The sequence below is a fragment of the Bradyrhizobium sp. 137 genome, from assembly GCF_023074095.1.
GTDB lineage: Bacteria > Pseudomonadota > Alphaproteobacteria > Rhizobiales > Xanthobacteraceae > Bradyrhizobium.
Genome location: NZ_JADPKU010000050.1, coordinates 29,073 through 45,367, shown reverse-complemented (window position 1 = coordinate 45,367; position 16,295 = coordinate 29,073). Strand labels below are relative to the sequence as shown.

General features: G+C 64.0%; 14 protein-coding genes. 5 read left to right on the top strand and 9 right to left on the bottom strand.

Translation table 11 applies throughout. The annotated features are described in order from the left end of the window. Nucleotides 1-3: 3 nt before the first annotated feature. From IVA78_RS12515 to IVA78_RS12485, 7 genes are all read right to left on the bottom strand, one after another. On the bottom strand, nucleotides 4-837 hold the full coding sequence (locus IVA78_RS12515; protein WP_247278135.1) for a phosphoenolpyruvate hydrolase family protein: 834 nt from the start codon (nucleotides 835-837) through the stop codon (nucleotides 4-6). A 3-nt stretch (nucleotides 838-840) separates the two neighbouring features. After that, entirely contained in the window at nucleotides 841-3,051 is a 2,211-nt protein-coding gene (locus tag IVA78_RS12510; RefSeq protein ID WP_247278134.1) for an ABC transporter permease, read from the bottom strand. Continuing rightward, entirely contained in the window at nucleotides 3,044-3,826 is a 783-nt protein-coding gene (locus tag IVA78_RS12505; RefSeq protein WP_025035423.1) for an ABC transporter ATP-binding protein, read from the bottom strand. The genes IVA78_RS12510 and IVA78_RS12505 overlap by 8 nt, the downstream gene beginning before the upstream one ends. Further along, nucleotides 3,819-4,901: a branched-chain amino acid ABC transporter permease gene (locus IVA78_RS12500; protein ID WP_247278133.1), complete on the bottom strand. Its 1,083-nt coding sequence runs from the start codon at nucleotides 4,899-4,901 to the stop codon at nucleotides 3,819-3,821. Before IVA78_RS12500 ends, IVA78_RS12505 begins: the two co-directional genes overlap by 8 nt. A gap of 1 nt (nucleotide 4,902) precedes the next feature. Continuing rightward, a complete protein-coding gene (locus IVA78_RS12495; RefSeq protein ID WP_247278132.1) occupies nucleotides 4,903-5,913 on the bottom strand; it encodes a branched-chain amino acid ABC transporter permease in 1,011 nt (336 codons plus the stop codon). A gap of 483 nt (nucleotides 5,914-6,396) precedes the next feature. Continuing rightward, nucleotides 6,397-7,224 (bottom strand): AraC family transcriptional regulator, encoded by an 828-nt coding sequence (locus IVA78_RS12490; protein ID WP_247278131.1) that lies wholly within the window; start codon nucleotides 7,222-7,224, stop codon nucleotides 6,397-6,399. 124 nt (nucleotides 7,225-7,348) lie between these two features. Next, nucleotides 7,349-8,599 (bottom strand): ABC transporter substrate-binding protein, encoded by a 1,251-nt coding sequence (locus tag IVA78_RS12485; RefSeq protein WP_247278130.1) that lies wholly within the window; start codon nucleotides 8,597-8,599, stop codon nucleotides 7,349-7,351. A gap of 265 nt (nucleotides 8,600-8,864) precedes the next feature. Between IVA78_RS12485 and IVA78_RS12480 the strand changes: the two genes are divergently transcribed. From IVA78_RS12480 to IVA78_RS12470, 4 genes are all read left to right on the top strand, one after another. Beyond that, on the top strand, nucleotides 8,865-9,992 hold the full coding sequence (locus IVA78_RS12480) for a mandelate racemase/muconate lactonizing enzyme family protein (protein ID WP_247465488.1): 1,128 nt from the start codon (nucleotides 8,865-8,867) through the stop codon (nucleotides 9,990-9,992). A 231-nt stretch (nucleotides 9,993-10,223) separates the two neighbouring features. Continuing rightward, a complete protein-coding gene (locus tag IVA78_RS34390) occupies nucleotides 10,224-10,346 on the top strand; it encodes a hypothetical protein (protein ID WP_256464607.1) in 123 nt (40 codons plus the stop codon). Nucleotides 10,347-10,970: 624 nt separating this feature from the next. Beyond that, nucleotides 10,971-11,189, top strand: a complete 219-nt coding sequence (locus IVA78_RS12475; RefSeq protein ID WP_247278128.1) for a hypothetical protein — start codon at nucleotides 10,971-10,973, stop codon at nucleotides 11,187-11,189. Between the two features lie 142 nt (nucleotides 11,190-11,331). Further along, entirely contained in the window at nucleotides 11,332-11,538 is a 207-nt protein-coding gene (locus tag IVA78_RS12470) for a hypothetical protein (protein WP_247278278.1), read from the top strand. A 586-nt stretch (nucleotides 11,539-12,124) separates the two neighbouring features. Here the strand turns inward: IVA78_RS12470 and IVA78_RS12465 are convergent. Next, nucleotides 12,125-12,331: a hypothetical protein gene (locus tag IVA78_RS12465; protein WP_247278127.1), complete on the bottom strand. Its 207-nt coding sequence runs from the start codon at nucleotides 12,329-12,331 to the stop codon at nucleotides 12,125-12,127. A gap of 589 nt (nucleotides 12,332-12,920) precedes the next feature. Here IVA78_RS12465 and IVA78_RS12460 point away from each other — a divergent pair. Beyond that, a complete protein-coding gene (locus IVA78_RS12460) occupies nucleotides 12,921-14,135 on the top strand; it encodes a c-type cytochrome (RefSeq protein ID WP_247278269.1) in 1,215 nt (404 codons plus the stop codon). Between the two features lie 35 nt (nucleotides 14,136-14,170). Here IVA78_RS12460 and IVA78_RS12455 read toward each other — a convergent pair whose 3' ends face one another. Continuing rightward, nucleotides 14,171-16,141: a 4Fe-4S binding protein gene (locus IVA78_RS12455; RefSeq protein WP_247278126.1), complete on the bottom strand. Its 1,971-nt coding sequence runs from the start codon at nucleotides 16,139-16,141 to the stop codon at nucleotides 14,171-14,173. Between the last annotated feature and the right edge of the window lie 154 nt (nucleotides 16,142-16,295).

Sequence of the window (16,295 nt, the reverse complement as noted above, 5' to 3'; positions counted from 1 at the left end):
GCGTTACCGCGCGCCGATCGCCTTGAATTGACGCACCTGCTCCGTCAGCGCCCGCTCCACGGGCAGTCGCTCCATCGAGGACGCCCCGTAGAAGCCGTGGCAATGGCGGGTGTTCTTCATGATGAAATCGGCATCGGCGGGATCCGCGATCGGGCCGCCGTGAGCCAGCACCAGAATGTCCGGATTGACACTGAGCGCAGCGGACGCCCAGATGTCGATCTGCGCGGGACAATCCTCGAGCTTCAGTGCGGTCTGCGCGCCGATGGTGCCGCCGGTGGTCAGGCCCATGTGACAAACGATGATGTCGGCGCCGGCGATCGCCATTGCGGCGGCCTCCTTCTCGCTGAACACGTAGGGCGTGGTCAGCATGTCCTTGTCGTGCGCCTTGGCGATCATGTCGATCTCCAGCGCATAGGACATGCCGGTCTCTTCGAGATTGGCGCGGAAGACGCCGTCGATCAGGCCGACGGTCGGAAAGTTCTGCACGCCGGCAAACCCGAGCGCCTTCAACTGGTCGAGAAACACGTCCATGTCGCGGAATGGATCGGTGCCGTTGACGCCCGCCAGCACCGGCGTCCTGGTGACCACGGGCAGCACTTCGTTCGCCATTTCGACGACGATGGCGTTGGCATCGCCGTAAGCCATCAGACCCGCGAGCGAGCCGCGGCCGGCCATCCGATAGCGGCCCGAATTGTAGATGACGATGAGATCAACGCCGCCGGCTTCCTCGCACTTGGCTGATAGACCGGTGCCGGCGCCGCCGCCGACGATCGGCTCACCGCGCCTTGCCATGTCGCGAAAGGTCTTCAGGAGCGCTGCGCGTTCAAACCTCGCCATCGGTCACCTCGCTACTCTTCGGCGCACCTTGGTACGGCCGAACAGGGTTCGGAACGCACTGACAATGGCGGCGGCGAACTCGGGATCGTTGATGTTCTTGGGCACGCGGATGAGCTGGCGGTTGCCGGTCTGCCGCACCGTGCGCTCCAGCGTGCGAAATAGCGCGGTGTCGGCGTCTGGATCCCAGAACGGCTGGCCCCGCGCATCGAGGGCGGACACGCCGCCCTCGGGCAGGAAAAAGCGTACAGGGCCATCCATCTGATTGAGCCGCTCAGCGATCCAGCGGCCCATGCGCTCGTTCTCTTCGGCCGTTGTCCGCATCAGCGTCACTTGCGGATTGTGGACGTGAAACTTGCGGCCGCGGTAGCGTTCGGGAATAGTCTCGGGCGCGCCAAAATTGACCATGTCGAGCGCGCCGACCGAGCCGACATAGGGAACGCGGCTGCGGATGATCGCGCCGAAGCGATCTTCGGTCGCAGGAAACACGCCGCCCATGAGCAGATCGCAGATCTCGGTCGTCGTGAGGTCGATGATTCCGGCGAGCTGGCCGGACTCGACGAGCTTCTCCATCGAGCGTCCGCCGACGCCGGTGGCATGGAACACCAGGCATTCGAAATCATCACGCAACTCGGCCGCGATCTTCTGAACGGCCGGCGTGGTGACGCCGAACATGGTAATACCGACCGCTGGCAGGCCGCCGGCCTCGCGCGCCGCTGCGGCGCGGGCATCGAGCCGCGCCTTGACCATGCCGGCGAGCGCGTTGGCGCCGTTGGCCAGCACCGCCCGCGAGATCGAGTTCAGCCCCTGCACGTCGGTGACCGAGTACATCATCGTGATGTCGGCGGGACCGACATAGGGCCCGACATCGCCCGAGGCGACGGAGGAGATGATCAGCTTGGGTACGCCGACGGGTAGCGTGCGCATCCCCGGGGCGACCAGAGACGCTGCGCCCGAGCCGCCGGCCGAGATCACTCCGACGACATTGCCCTGGCGCCGCAGCCAGTTGGCGAAGGCATCGGCCATCGCGGTCACGGCGGCGCCACGATCGGCGCCGAACACCGCTGCGCCGCCACGGCTGTGGTTCAGGGCGATCTCCTGCGCGGAGACATCGCACGACGAATGCTTGCCACTCGTGGAAACATCGACTAGCCGCGTGCGCAGGCCGCTTTCTGCGATGATGTCGCGGATGAAGCGCAGCTCAACGCCCTTGGTGTCGAGCGTGCCGACGACCAACGCCACAGGCGGGCCGGCGGCCTGCGTCGTCACCGGCTCGCGCTTGCGCCGCGTCGTCTCTTCGAGCCGGGTGACTTGCGTCGAGACCGTTCGCGCAGCAGCTTCGATGCGGGCGATCGGTACCGGTTGCGACCATCGGGTCGGGAGCGTCGGGTTGGAGATGTAGATGCGGATCGGTCCCTCGCGGCGTGGCGCCGGCGCCGGCCTGGCTTCGACACCGGGCGCGGCGACGTCGATATCCGGCTCGAGCTCGGCGTGAAGCCCGACGCCGAGCAGGCGCTGCTGGAGCTCGCGGTCGGCGGCGAGGCGGGCGGAGTCGATGATGCGGTTGATGCGGCCGTTGACCATGATCGCGACGTTGCGCGAGATCGCGGTGGCGACGCCGATATTCTGCTCGATCACGAGCACGGACATGTCGCCGTCCTCACCGAGCCGCAGCAGCATCTCCTCGACCTGCGCCACGATGACGGGCGCGAGCCCTTCGGTCGGCTCGTCCATGATCAGGAGATGCGGATTGGTGAGTAGCGCGCGAGAGATGGCGAGCATCTGCTGCTCGCCGCCGGAGAGCTGGCCGCCGCCGTGATCCTTGCGCTCGGCGAGTCGCGGGAAGGTCTCGTAGATGCGATCGACAGTCCAGGCGCCGGGCCGCAGGCCGCCGGCCAGCCGCAAATGCTCGTCGACGCTGAGCGAGCGCCAGAGCCGGCGTCCTTGCGGCACATAGCCGACGCCGAGCCGGGCGATCTGGGCCGGAGGCCGCCGCGTGATGTCGTCGCCACGAACGCGGATCGAGCCGCCGCTCACGCCTACCAGACCCATGATCGCCTTGCACAGCGTGGTCTTGCCCATGCCGTTGCGGCCGACGACGGAGAACACACCGTTCTCCAGTGTGAGATCGACGCCTTGCAGGGCGTGCGAGTGGCCATAGTAGACATCGAGGCCGCGGACCTCGAGCGCGGCCTTGCTGCGGCGGACCTCATTCATGACCGCCTCCGAGGTAGAGCTCCTGCACCTCGGGATCGGACTGGATCTCCTGCGGCAGGCCTTCCTTGAAGATGCGGCCGTTGTGCATCATCGTGACGCTCTCGACGACGCGTAAAGCGACATCCATGTCGTGCTCGATGATGATGTAGCCGATATGCGCGGGCAGCGAGGTCAGGATCTCGATCAGCTCGGCCCGTTCGGTCGGCGACAAGCCGGCGGCCGGTTCGTCGAACAGGACAAAGCGCGGGGCGCCCGCGAGCGCGAGCGCGATCTCGAGCTGGCGCTGCTGGCCATGCGCGAGCTCGGCCACGCGCTGGTCCTTCACGGCCGAAAGATGCACGGCCTGGACGAGATTGTCCGCCGCATGCATCAGGGCGTCGTTCTGTCCCGGACGCAGAAACGAGAAGCGTCCGCGCGAGACGCCGCGGCAGGCGAGATAGACGTTGTCCTGCACGGTGAGGCCGGGGAACAGCGCCGAGATCTGATAGGTCCGCCGCAATCCGCGCCGGATGCGTTCATAAGGCGGGAAGTGCGTGACGTCCTCGCCGAAGAAGCGGATGGTGCCGGAGGAGGGCGGGAAGTCGCCGGTGATGCAATTGAACAGCGTGGTCTTGCCGGCGCCGTTCGAACCGAGCACCGCGCGCCGCTCACCCGGACGCACCGTGATGGTGACGTCGGTCAGCGCCGCCAGCGCGCCGAACAGGCGCGTCACGCCGCGGAGCTCCAGCGCAGCGCCGGCGCCCACGGCGGAGAGGCGTTGAGCGACGCTATCCATCACGGCGCCCTCCGCCGGAACGGTCCGCGCCGCGGCGCTGACGCTGGCGCCATCGCTGCCATAGGCCGATGACGCCGTCCGAGGACCAGAACACGATGGCGAGGAAGCCGAGCCCGATCAGCAGGCGGAAGCGGTTGCCATCGAGGCCAAGCCTGACCAGGAAGTCGAGCGCGAAGGTGCGCAGTAGCACGAAGATCAGCGCGCCGATGAAGGGACCGATCGGGCGCGTGATGCCGCCGACAACGGCGATGATCAGCACGTCGATGCAGGCTCCGACGCTGACCGACCCCGGCGAGATCTGACGGTAGTTCCAGACCTGGAGCACGCCGGCCAGCGCGGCCACGAACGAGGCGAACGCATAGGCGGCGACGCGGTGCGCATTGACGTTGAAGCCGAGCGCAGCCATGCGCCTGGGATTGTCACGCACGCCCTGGAGGGCAAGACCGAAGGGCGCGCGTGAGAGATATTCGACTGCGAAATAGCAGAGCGCGGCGACCGCGAGCACGACGTAGTAGAAGGGAATGTCGGCGCGCCAGTTCACGCCCCAGAAGTGCGGCGTGGCCACGGTGTTGATACCGGTATGGCCGTTGAAGATCGCCCAGTTCTGGTTGGTGAAATAGTAGAAGGCCGCGCCGATCGCGAGCGTGATCATGATGGTGTAGATGCCTTCGGTGCGGACCGCGAGCGCGCCGCCGAGCGTGCCGAAAGCGGTCGCCAGCGTCAGCGCCATCGGCACCGCGAGCCACCACGGCCAGCCCAGGCTGATATTGGCATTGCCGCTGACGCCGAACACGGCGACCATATAGGCCGCGAACCCCGCGATGGTAAGCTGCATCAGGCTGACCATGCCGCCATAGCCGGCGAGGAACATCAGGCTCAGCGCCATGGTGCCGAGGATCAAGGTGGAGGCGAAGATCTCGATCAGAAAGAAGCCGTTGGCGATCAGCGGCATGATCAGGAGAATGACCGCGACGATCCAGGCGGCGGGATTGTTGACCTCCGGCCACGTCCGTGCCGGGCGCTGCGCCATTGTGGCGGGGCGTACGGCAAGCCGTGCATCGTGGGCGAGCGACATCTCAGCGCCTCGCCAATAGGCCTTGCGGCCGGATGGCCAGCACCAGCACCATGATCAGGAAGGTCACGACGATGGCGTAGGTCGGGATGTAGACCGAGCCGAGCTGTTCGGCGAGGCCGATGATCAGTGCGCCGAGTGCGGCGCCGGGGATCGAACCCATGCCGCCGACGATCACGACGACGAGGGACGCCAGCAGGAAGCGGATGTCCTCGCCGGGCGACAATGACTGGAACGTGCCGCCGACCACGCCGGCGGTGCCGGCAAGTCCCGCGCCAAAGGCGAACACCAGCACGAAGACGAGCTGGATGCGCACTCCGGTCGCAGCAAGGATATCGCGATCATCGACGCCGGCACGAATGATCATGCCGATCCGGGTGCGGTTGAGCGCGAGCCACATCGCCACGCCGATGATCACGGAAGCGGCGAAGATCACGAGCCGCACCAGCGGATATCTGAGATAGACCGGCTCGCCTGAGGATTTGATCGCCGTGATCAGCGGCAGCTCCACCGGGCCGATCAGCCAATTCGGCGTCTGGATCTGGTAAAAGTCGCCGCCGCAGGCCCACAGCATGAGGTCGGCGAATACGATCGAAAGCCCGATCGTCACCATGGTCTGCCTGAGATCCTGTCCCTCCATCCGGCGGAACACGATCAACTGGAGCAGGACGCCGACCAGGGCGGTCAGGATGAAAGCGACGATGAAGCTGAGGATCCAGGAGCCGGTCGAGGCGCTGATGGCGTAGCCGACATAACCGCCGAACAGATAGAGCGAGCCATGCGCGAGGTTGACGTTGCGCATCAGGCCGAAGATCAGCGTGAAGCCGCTGGCGACGAGGAAGTAGAGCCCTCCGAGCGTGATGCCGTTGAAGACGGCATTGAGGAAGACGCGCTTGCGGCCGATCGCCTCTTCGAGGCCCGGCGGCCAGACCGCGAAGACCAGCCAAAGCACGACGGCAATGGCAATGATCACGATCAGCGCCCAGACGGGATGGCGTTCGACAAAGCGGCTCATGGTCTCGCCCCGCTTGCGGCAGGGCAATCGCATATGGGAAGCGATTCCCTGCGGCCCATCCTTCGAGACGCCCGCTTTGGCGGGCTCCTCAGGATGAGCGCGGAGTGTGCGGCAGCAGGTTCAACGGGCCGGATGCCAATTAGCCTCGTCCTGAGGAGACCGCGGAGCGGGTGTCTCGAAGGACGAGGCGCTTGCTCAGACCACTCCAAGAGATCATATGCGATAACCCTGCCGCTTCCGGGGAGCGGTCGCGTCCAACGGGTCGCGCCAAAGGCGCGCTCGATGACGGGCTTCGGCGCGGGTGCACCCCAACCCTCTCCCCGCAAGTGGGACGAGGCGGCGTGCAAGCCGTTATCGGCTGCGAGCCCTGCCATGGGCGAACATCCTCCCTGGACTCGCAATTCTCTAGCGAGATCGCGTTGCCCACATCCTAGCCGGGCTGCGAGGAGGACGTTTGATCGTGAGTATCTTTTCGCGCAGCGGCTAGGTGCGCAAAACTTTGGCCGCGCGACGATAATCGGTCGGGGCCATCCCGACATTGGCGGCGAAGAAGCGGGTGAAGCCGCTTTGCGAGGAGAAGCCGAGATCGAAGCCGATATCGGCGATCGGCGCCTCGCTCGCCACCAGCGCTTCGAGCGCCTGTTCCATGATCAGCGTGTTGAGATAGAGATTCGGCGTGACGCCGGTCTGGACGCGGAACAGCCGGTAGAAATGCGGTCGAGACAAACCGGATTCCCGCGCGATCCTATCGAGCTCCATCTCGGCCCCGGGGCTCTCCGACATCAGCCTGATGCATTTGCGCACACGGAAGTCGGTCACGGCACCATTGGCGCGCGGATCGCGCGCGATCTCGGCCTGTTGCCAGCTTTCATCGTAGCAGATGTCGATCAGCCGCCTCAGCTCGGAATCGAGGCTGGAAAGCGATGGTGCGCCGCACACGAGCGCGGCGGTCCGCCTGATGTGCTTGTCGAGCGCAGGCGTGCGCCTGAATTGGGTGCGGCCGAAACGCAACCGGTCGGAGCCGGATGCGTCCGGCGCAAACCATTCGGCGTTGACGTAAAGCACGAAGAAGATCGCGCCGCCGTCGACATCGGCCGGCAGGAAGTTGTGCGGCTCCCACGGATTGACGGCAACGACCGAGGATTCGGTGAGATCATAATGCCCGTTGGAGACATCGATGCATGCCGGCATGCCGCCGACATGGAAGATCAGATGACCTTCACGATGGGCGTGGATATTGAAAGGGCGGTTCAACTGATAAACCGTCGCCCGGCCGAACCGGCCGTGGAAGACGGCGAGCGCGCGGCTCATGCCTTCCCCTCCCGAATGTTCTTGTCTTTTCGGCCAGCGTTCAACAACCCCGGCGAGATTGCAAGAGCGGAGAGCGACCGCGTCAGCAAGTCGCTCTCCGCCAGCGCGGTGCAGGCGTGATGCGTCAGTACTTCTTACATTCCGGTACTGTGCGGCTCGGCAGCCCGATCTTCGAGAACACGGCCGGATCATAGCCGAGCGTCTGGTTCACGTTCGGGATCACCTTCACGACCTTGCTGAACAGCGCGCCCTTGCCGTCGTCGACGACTTCGGTGACGAAGTTGGTGCCGATCGCCTGGCGATTGGAGTCGAGCTTGATCTTGCCGTTCGGCGCGTCGAGCTCGATCTTCGCCAGTGCTTCCTTGAACTTCGCCTGGTTGTTGGAGAGGTCGCCATTGACTTGGCGCAGCGCAAGGATCAGCGCCATGGTTGAATCATAATAGTTGGTCGCGAGCAGCGACGGGCTCGGGAAGCGCTTGTTGGGCGGGAAGGCGTCCTGATAGGCCTTCACGAACTTCTGCCAGCCCGGATCCTCCCAGGTATCGGCTTGGCCGCTCGCCGCAATGGTGCCGATCAGCGCGTTCTTGGCGTTGCCCTTCGACGACAGGATGGTCTGGTCGATCATGATGGAACCGCCCATCAGGTGCGCCTTGCCGCCGGCCTGCTGATACTGGTTGAGAAAGTTGACGGCATCCGCGCCGCCGAGCCCGAGATAGATGGCGTCGACGTCGTCGGGCAGGGCGGCGATGACCGAGGCGAAATCCTTCGTTCCGAGCGGCACCCATTGCCGGTTGGTGACCTGTCCGCCGGCACCGCAGAACTCGAGCACAAGGCCGAACACCTGGGTGTAGATGAAGGAGTAATCCTCGCCGACGGTCGCGATCTTGCGATACTTCTTTTCGTCATAGGCGTATTTGCCGAGGCCGACTTGCCACTGTGCGCCGTCCATGTTGTACCGGAAGAAGTTCGGGGCCGGATCGACATAAGTCGTTTCCTGGGCGCCGGAGGCCGCATTGATGAAGGTCAGCTCGGGATGAGTTTTTGCAAAATTCTTTACCGCGATGCCCTCGTCGCCAGAGAGCGGTGAGAGCAGGATCTGCACCTTGTCCTGTTCGATCAGCTTGCGCACCGCGCGCACGGCGGAGTCGGGCGTTGCGTCGGTCGAGGCGACGATGAATTCGAGTTCCTTGTCGCCGACCTTCTTGCCGAGCACGTTGAGGGCCGTCTGGTGGCCGCGCATGCCGTCCTCGCCGAGCACCGTGTAGGTGCCTTCGAGCGTCGCAGTCACGCCCACCTTGATCTTCTCCTGAGCGATCGCGGCGCCTGAAAGAAACAGGCTGCTCAGCGCCAGCAGTCCCACACTGCATTTCGACATTGTGCTCCTCCCTGTACCGTCGATTTGTCGCCGTGCCAACCGGCGCGGCGCCCGCAGCTCGAAAGGCTGGCGGATTTGACGGGAAGGCTAGCCGAAGTCGCATGCGGTGCATGCGCGGGCGCCTCGTTCCGCTTGACGGGCAGTCTCATTTTGGATGTTGCGGCGCAAATGGTTTCGCGGTGCAGCACGTGGCGGGTGACTTCGCGCGCGCCTGTTGAGATAGTGGCGCCCGCCGCTTTTCGATCTCGACCGCAGGATCTGCAACATGACGACTGACAGCTTCACCATCCGCGCGATCGAGGCGTTCTGCTATCGCTATCCGCTGGCAACGCCGGTGGTGACGTCGTTCGGCAAGATGCTCGACCGTCCCGCCGTCTTCGTTCGCGCTGTCGACGAGGACGGCGTCGAGGGATGGGGCGAAGCCTGGTGCAACTTTCCGGCTCCAGGCGCGGAGCATCGCGCCCGGCTCGTCAACGAGGTGCTCGCCCCCGGCCTCGTCGGACGCAAATTCGAGGGTCCTGCCCAGGCCTTCGAGCCGCTGACCAAAAGCACCGAAGTTCTGGCGCTTCAATGCGGTGAACCTGGTCCGTTCGCGCAGGCGATTGCGGGCATCGATCTCGCGCTGTGGGATCTCTCCGCGCGCCGCCAGCGCCTGCCGTTGTGGCGGCTGCTCGGCGGTCAGTCGCGCAAGATCAAGGTCTATGCCAGCGGCATCAATCCCGGCGGTGCGGCGCAGACGGCGGAGGCCGCGCTCGAGCGCGGCCATCGCGCGCTGAAGCTGAAGGTCGGGTTCGGCGCCGAGACCGACCTCGCCAATTTGGCGGCGCTGCGCCGGATCGTCGGCCCCGGTATGCTTGCTACCGATGCCAATCAGGGCTGGTCAGTCACGCAGGCGATGGAGATGCTGCCGCGGCTGGCCCAGTTCGATCTGCGCTGGTTGGAAGAGCCGATCCGCGCCGATCGGCCGCGCGAGGAATGGCGCAGGCTGCACGCCGCAGCGAAGATGCCGATTGCCGCCGGCGAAAACATTTCGAGCGCCGAGGGTTTCAGGGAAGTTCTGGCCGAAGAGGTGCTCGGCGTGGTTCAGCCCGATATTGCGAAATGGGGCGGGCTGAGTGTCTGCGCTCCACTGGCTCGCGACATTCTGAAGGCGGGCAAGACGTTTTGCCCGCACTATCTAGGCGGAGGTCTTGGCTTGCTTGCATCCGCGCACCTGCTCGCCGGTATCGGAGGCAATGGCTGGCTGGAAGTCGACGCGAACGACAATCCCTTGCGCGATCTGTTTTGCCGCCCGGTCCTCAACGTGAGGGAAGGCACGATTGAATTGGACGAAGAGCCGGGCCTCGGAGTAGCGCCTGATCTGGCATCTATCGAGCGTCATCGCACCATTTAGATCAGAGATTCGTCGGCTTCCGACCAACCCGCGCGTCGGGTGGCGATGTCATCGCCCGCTGGCGGTCGCCGAAATGGCGCGCGCGTGCGCGATCAGCGCTCTCGCCGTCGGACCTTTCAGGTGATCATCGAGAATGCCGACGGGTGCACCCCGCGAGCGAGGACGCCTGCCTTGTTCTGCTTCAAAGACCTGGCTGTGACCGAAGGCCTCGGGCTCTATCGGGAGAGGCCTATGGCGACAATGCCGGTCATCGGCCGGCGGCCTGACATCACGTTGCCCGTTTCGGATGTCGCGGAGTCCGCCAAGAGCCTGGACACCCACAAGGATCCCTCGAAACAGCCGGTCGTCTTCTAAAAGCCGCCGCCTCGGTAATCGGCCCGGGAGCGGCGGTGGAATACATTCCTGCATGTGTGTGCCGCTTCACATTTTGTACGTGAAACGATGCTACCATTGACTTGAAAGTCCCTTTTATTTTTTGGCCCAACGTCAGCGTTTTTTTGCAATTGCCTTCTTCCAGGGGCGCGTAATGAGTAGTCGTGATCGGGTCTGCGACCGTATGGTCATTCTGCACCAACGTGTCTGGTCGCTCAATTCTCAACTTGCAGAGCTTCGAAACCTTAGCACCCGGGTGCAAAAGGCGTTGGAAAGAAGCAACGGCAAACGTTCAAGAGTCCCATGTGTCGGGGCAGTGCGGCGTCGAGCTCGGAGATAAGTGCGCGTTGAGAGCCATTAGCCATGGCTCGGCCATGTGACAGCAACCCGCCGAAGGGAGGCTCTCTGCCAGAGGTCTGCTCTGGGGCCAAAAGCGTCGTTCTCGTTGCCTGCTGGTCAGTTCAGGTCTGCGCCGATTGGCGCAGATTTGGAGCCCGGCCATGGGCATTCGCGGGGGGTGATCCTTGGGGTGGTCCAATCGCGTACCGCTCTATTTCCATGTGTGCTATCTGTTGGGTAGCAAAATGGTAGCAGGAAGAGCGGATCATGACTGACGATCAGGTCAACCTTGTCGTTCAGCACCTTTGCGAGCATTTGCACTTGGCACTCCGATTAAAGGGCAGCGAGGCGCATCCACCAAACGCCAAGGATATTGGATTCGATCCTGCCTCCGTAAGAACCGTGTTCCTAACCGGGTTGCGTTCGGCGGGGGTCACGATCCATGACGATGCGGCCGGGACGAGCGAAGAGCCGCCGTGGTCCTAAAGGCAAAACGGGGGACACCCTAGACAGCCGACGCTTGGACGAGCATCGAGTTAGGCAGCGTCGGGCCGGACGCTGCCGTCGTGAACTTACGAAACACTCTTCGGCAGCTCCCGTTGCGCCTGGCCGACTACGGGCCGGGTCGATGGCGGCGCTGATTGAAGCGTGCCGCTTTTCAATGGTCCGCATTGACATCGTCGCGCCGCATCCGCTTGCAAGGCTGCGTCTGGACGATTGCCGCATTCCGATCAACCGTCGCCTGGGAGCGCGGAGCGTAGAGGGCGGCATACCCAACCTTCTCCGTGATATCGTCGAGGCTGAGCCGAGTTGCGGCATCATTCGATTTGAGTGATGGGGCGATCACTGGGCTGGCCGAACCCACCGTTGCGGCTCGATCCGGTGCAGGTCAAGGGCGCGGAAATTTGGATCGAGGCGCAGAGGCGACATCCGCGTCGATGATGACATCATGCCCCTGTTTTGCCCGACGTGTCAAAAGCATCTGCGACATGGACTTTTTTCTCAGGAAATTGTCCTTTGGAAACAAGGGCCTTCTACTGTGCATGGGGTTGTTTTCGCATTTATTGGTTCAGTGCTCGGCGGGCAGCGTCGACCAGAACGCCGTAAGGCCTCGAGAATGGGAGGCTGCTTGGCCCCATGCCATGCTTGATTGCCGATCTCGGGGATCATGCCGCCAAGAATGTTGAACATGGTCCTGAGATGGGTGTCTCAGAGACGTACCCCGGTTGTGGCAAACGCTTGCGCGACTGGCTCCTGGATTCGATTCAAGATCACCATCCCCACAATCGCGATCAACGTTGCAGCGACGCAGCCAAGAAGAAAAGCCTTCATCCGCAGCCTCCCTCGATCGAAACGTCAAGCTGTTATACGACACCGCTTGGCGCGAGCAAACTCGTTGATCGTATCAAGGCAGAAGCCGCCTACGGGCTCTTGAACATCGCATCGACGGAAAGTGCATCACCCATCAAGCCGAGGGACTGAAGTGCGGCGCCATTCCTGTCGATTTCCAATATTGCAAGAAGAAGCGCAAGCACGACGGCAACGAGGATCAGGAATGGCGAGGCGTCTCGGGAATCGGGATCTTGCGATCCATCAAACGCGCGCAAAGCGCGCAGTCGCGCCAGCATCTGCAGAAATGGCCGCGTTCGCCCCTGCATGCCGTCATCCTTGACGTGGCCAGTCGGAGATTAGTCTCCGGATCACCGGCATTCAAGCGGGATGCGCAAAGCCAGCCCGTTGCGACGCACACGCCGGAACGGAATGCAGTGTCGCCCCGTTTAGTACGGGCATTCGGAGGATCCAACGTGAAATTTCTGATGACGATTTTGTGCTTTGCAGCACTCTGCCTGTTCGAGCGCGCCTCCGCCGAACCCCCACAAACCAATTCGTCTGCGGCGCCAACCCGGCCCGAGGAGAAGGGCCAACCACAACCGCAAGGCTGGACGGGTCCAATCAATACGGGTTCGGGTGGTGCGCCCGCCGAAAGTCCCCAAGGTCAGAGTCCGCCTGGAATGCAGGCCGCGCCTGAAGGATCGTCCAAGAGGACGACGGCACCAGCCAAGTAAATGGGTTCGGATTTTCATCTCCGTGGGCTTCTGGCAATCTTGAGGCCGTGAACGTGACCAGAGCCGGTGACGGATGATGAGGTTACCTTTCTGCACGGGCGGCGCCGCAGCCCTGTGGGCCATCTTCGCGCTATCATCCGCGCACGCCGACATGGTGGGACATGGCGGCCCCGTACGGGCGCTTGCCATTTCCCCCGATGGCGAGGCCCTCTTGTCCGGCAGCTTCGACACAGCAGCCATCCGCTGGTCCCTGAAGACCGAAACGGCACAGCAAGTGCTGCGGTATCATGCTGACGCCGTCAATGCCGTCGCCTTTCTGAAGGACGGCCGCATGATCACAGCGGGTGCCGATGCGCGAATTGCAGTGTGGATGCCTGGCCGGCAGCAGCCGGATCGGGTGTTTGAGGGACATCGAGGTCCAATCGTGGCGCTTGCGGCGTCCCCTGATGGGGCGCTTCTCGCATCGGCTTCATGGGATCGGACGGTGCGGCTCTGGTCGCTGTCGGACGGCGCGTCGCGCGTGCTCGAAGGTCATTCACAGAACGTCAACGGTGTCGCTTTCACGCCGGACGGCAAGTCGCTTCTCAGCGTCGGCTATGATCTCACCTTGCGCATCTGGCATTTGCCGGACGGCCAACCTGAAGTCTTGACGTTGCCGGCGCCGCTCAACGTCGTTGCTGCGGCGCCGGATGGTGAAATCGTCACGGGCGCGGTCGACGGCACGCTGCGGATACTGACCACAGACGGCAAGCCGAGCGGCGAGGTCGCGGCCGGTCCCACGGCGGTGGCGGCCTTGACGATATCGGAAGACGGCACGTTGATTGCTGCGGCCGGCATCGGCGGCACGGTGGCGATCATAGATCGCAAGTCGCGCAGCCTGCTACGAACGCTGGTCGTGTCCGGCTTGCCGGTATGGTCGGTCGCCTTCCTTCCGGATCGAGAAACACTGATGACGGGTGGCGCGGACGGCAAGATCAGGCGCTGGAATGCCCGCACCGGCGATCCCATTGGTTCGAACCTCTTGGGAACGCCGGCCGATCCTCTCGCCGCCTATGCGGGCGATCGGGGCGCCGATGTATTTCGGGCGTGTGTGGCCTGTCACACCCTGTCGGACAAGGATGTTCAGCGTGCGGGGCCGACGCTTGCCCGACTATACGGTCGCAAGATCGCTTCGCTGCCGGGCTATCGCTTCTCCGACGCGCTGAAGAGCATGGACATCGTCTGGACGCCGGAGACGGTCGCACGACTGTTCGAGGTTGGACCGAATGCCTACACCCCCGGCACCAAAATGCCGGAGCAGCGCATCGGCGCGGCCGAGGACCGCCGTGCGTTGACGGACTTCTTGGGCCGCGCAACGTCGCAATGATTGCCCCTTCCGACCCTGCGAAGATGTTCGCTCGTCTAATCCTTACCATCGCGCTGGCGTAGATAGTCATCCGTCGTTCGCGGCGGCGTTCGTTCCGGAACGCCCTTGAACGGGTCGAATTGCTGTTCGCTCATGACGATGACGCGGCAGTCTGCGCACATCCTAAGTGCTGCGACCCGCTTGTCGCCGGCCGGATACATCCAGTGCCGGCCCTCGAGCTTGGCTGCGATGCGGTCGATCGTGCTCTTGACGCCGAAGGCGGTACCGCAGCGGACGCAGAGTGCGGGCTCCTCTTCCTTGATAATCACGGCGGAGGCGCGTGCCGCGCGGAAATCGATCTGCGGCTTGAGGCTGATGACTTTCTCCGGACAGGTGCTCTGGCACAGGCCGCATTGCACGCAGGCGTCCTCGACGAACTTCAGCACTGGCCGCTCAGGATCGTCGCGAAGCGCGCCGGTCGGGCAGGCCGAGACGCAAGACAGGCATAGGGTACAGCCGCTGGTATCGACGCTGATTGCGCCGATCGGCGCACCCTTGGGCAGGGCGATCACGTCGACCGGCGTCGGCGCCACGCGATGCAACTCGCTCAGGGCGAACCGCAAAAGGTCGCGCCGCTTGCCGACGGTTTTGAAGGTCGCGGGCGTCGCGACGGCCGCCAGTGTGCCGATAGCAGCCAAATGCCCGCCGAGCGCGTCGGGATCATCCGTTTCGATGGTGGCGAGGCGGTGGCCCTCAAAGCCGAGGCCGCCAAGGATCGCTTCAGCCATGCCGATCGTCTGTGACAGTCCGGTGAGATCGTGGCGTGGTCTTGCGCGGAGCAGGAATCGTATGGCCGATACGCCATAGGCAAAGGCACCGACGATCGCCTCCAGCCCGAGTTGCGTGAGTTCGTTGATGGCAAAGGGGAGCACGTTTGCCGGCAGGCCATCGCCATGCCGCGCCAGGGCATCGATCAATGGCGTGCCGTGCGGGCTGTCATGAAAGAGTAGCACCGCATTCGTGCCACCGGCCTTGTGGTAAGCCAGCAGCATGGCACGAATTCTTTGAAGCTGCGTATCAGCGGGCGGGAGCGTATAAGATGCCGCGCCGGTCGGGCAGGCGGCGGCGCATTGGCCGCAGCCCGCGCAGATGTTCGGGTCAATTGCGACATGATCGCCGACGGGCGTGATCGCTCCAGTGGGGCAGAGATCGAGGCACCGCCGGCACCCCGTGCGCTTCGAACGCGAATGGGCGCAAAGAGCGGGCGTGACGTCGACATATTTCGGCTTGTCGAAGCTGCCGACGAGGTCTCGCGCGGTCAGCACGGCGCGAAGCACGGCGGCGGGATCGCTCGGATCGGCGCGCAGATAGCCGTCGCGTAACGCGTGGGCAGGAAACAATGGCATCCCACCGGAAATGTCGAGCACGATATCGCAGCGCGAGGTCACCCCACTTCGCGGTGCGTCCAGCACGAAGCGATCGCGCGAAGAAGGGCGGGGGCGCGCGTAATCGTCGATCGCAAGCTCGAACGCTCCGAAATGTCCCTTTGCGGAGCGGATCGTGCCCTTCACGATCGGGAAGACCGTTGCAGCGGGCGGCACGATCTCGTCGAGCTGCTTCAGCATCACCGTCACGTCGAGGTGATCGGCAAGCAGGCGGCCGGCTTCAATCGCGGCCTCATCGCGCCCGTAGGTCAGGACCACGCCCTCGCTCGACAAAGTGACGAGCGGATAGTCCGGCGCTGGGATGGAGGCGGAAGCGAGCAGGGCAGCCATTTTCGCGCCGGCGCGCGCGCCATCTCGCGACCAGCCGGCCGTTTCGCGGATGTTGACGAAGCTGATCGCATCAGGCCGCTCGCCGGCCTCCTCAGTGAACTGCGCGGCCTGCTGCGTGCAGGCGACCGTCAATGCGCCGCCAGCGGCCGCTGCGCTGCGGAAGTGATCGAGCTCGGCGCCGCAGAGATGATGAAAGCTTTTGATTTCGCAGTTGGGACATCCGCGCTGAATCGCGGCCGCGTCGAGACGCATCGTGTCTTCGCACGAGCAGATCAGGACGGTCTTGGATGGCTGCTCCAGGTTAACCCCTCCGCCAATCCGGCACCGACGACGGACTCGCGCCGGCCCTTCGCCTCGTATAGAACTTATCCATCGGGAAGAAAAGGAAAGCGGAGGACGGCCTGCC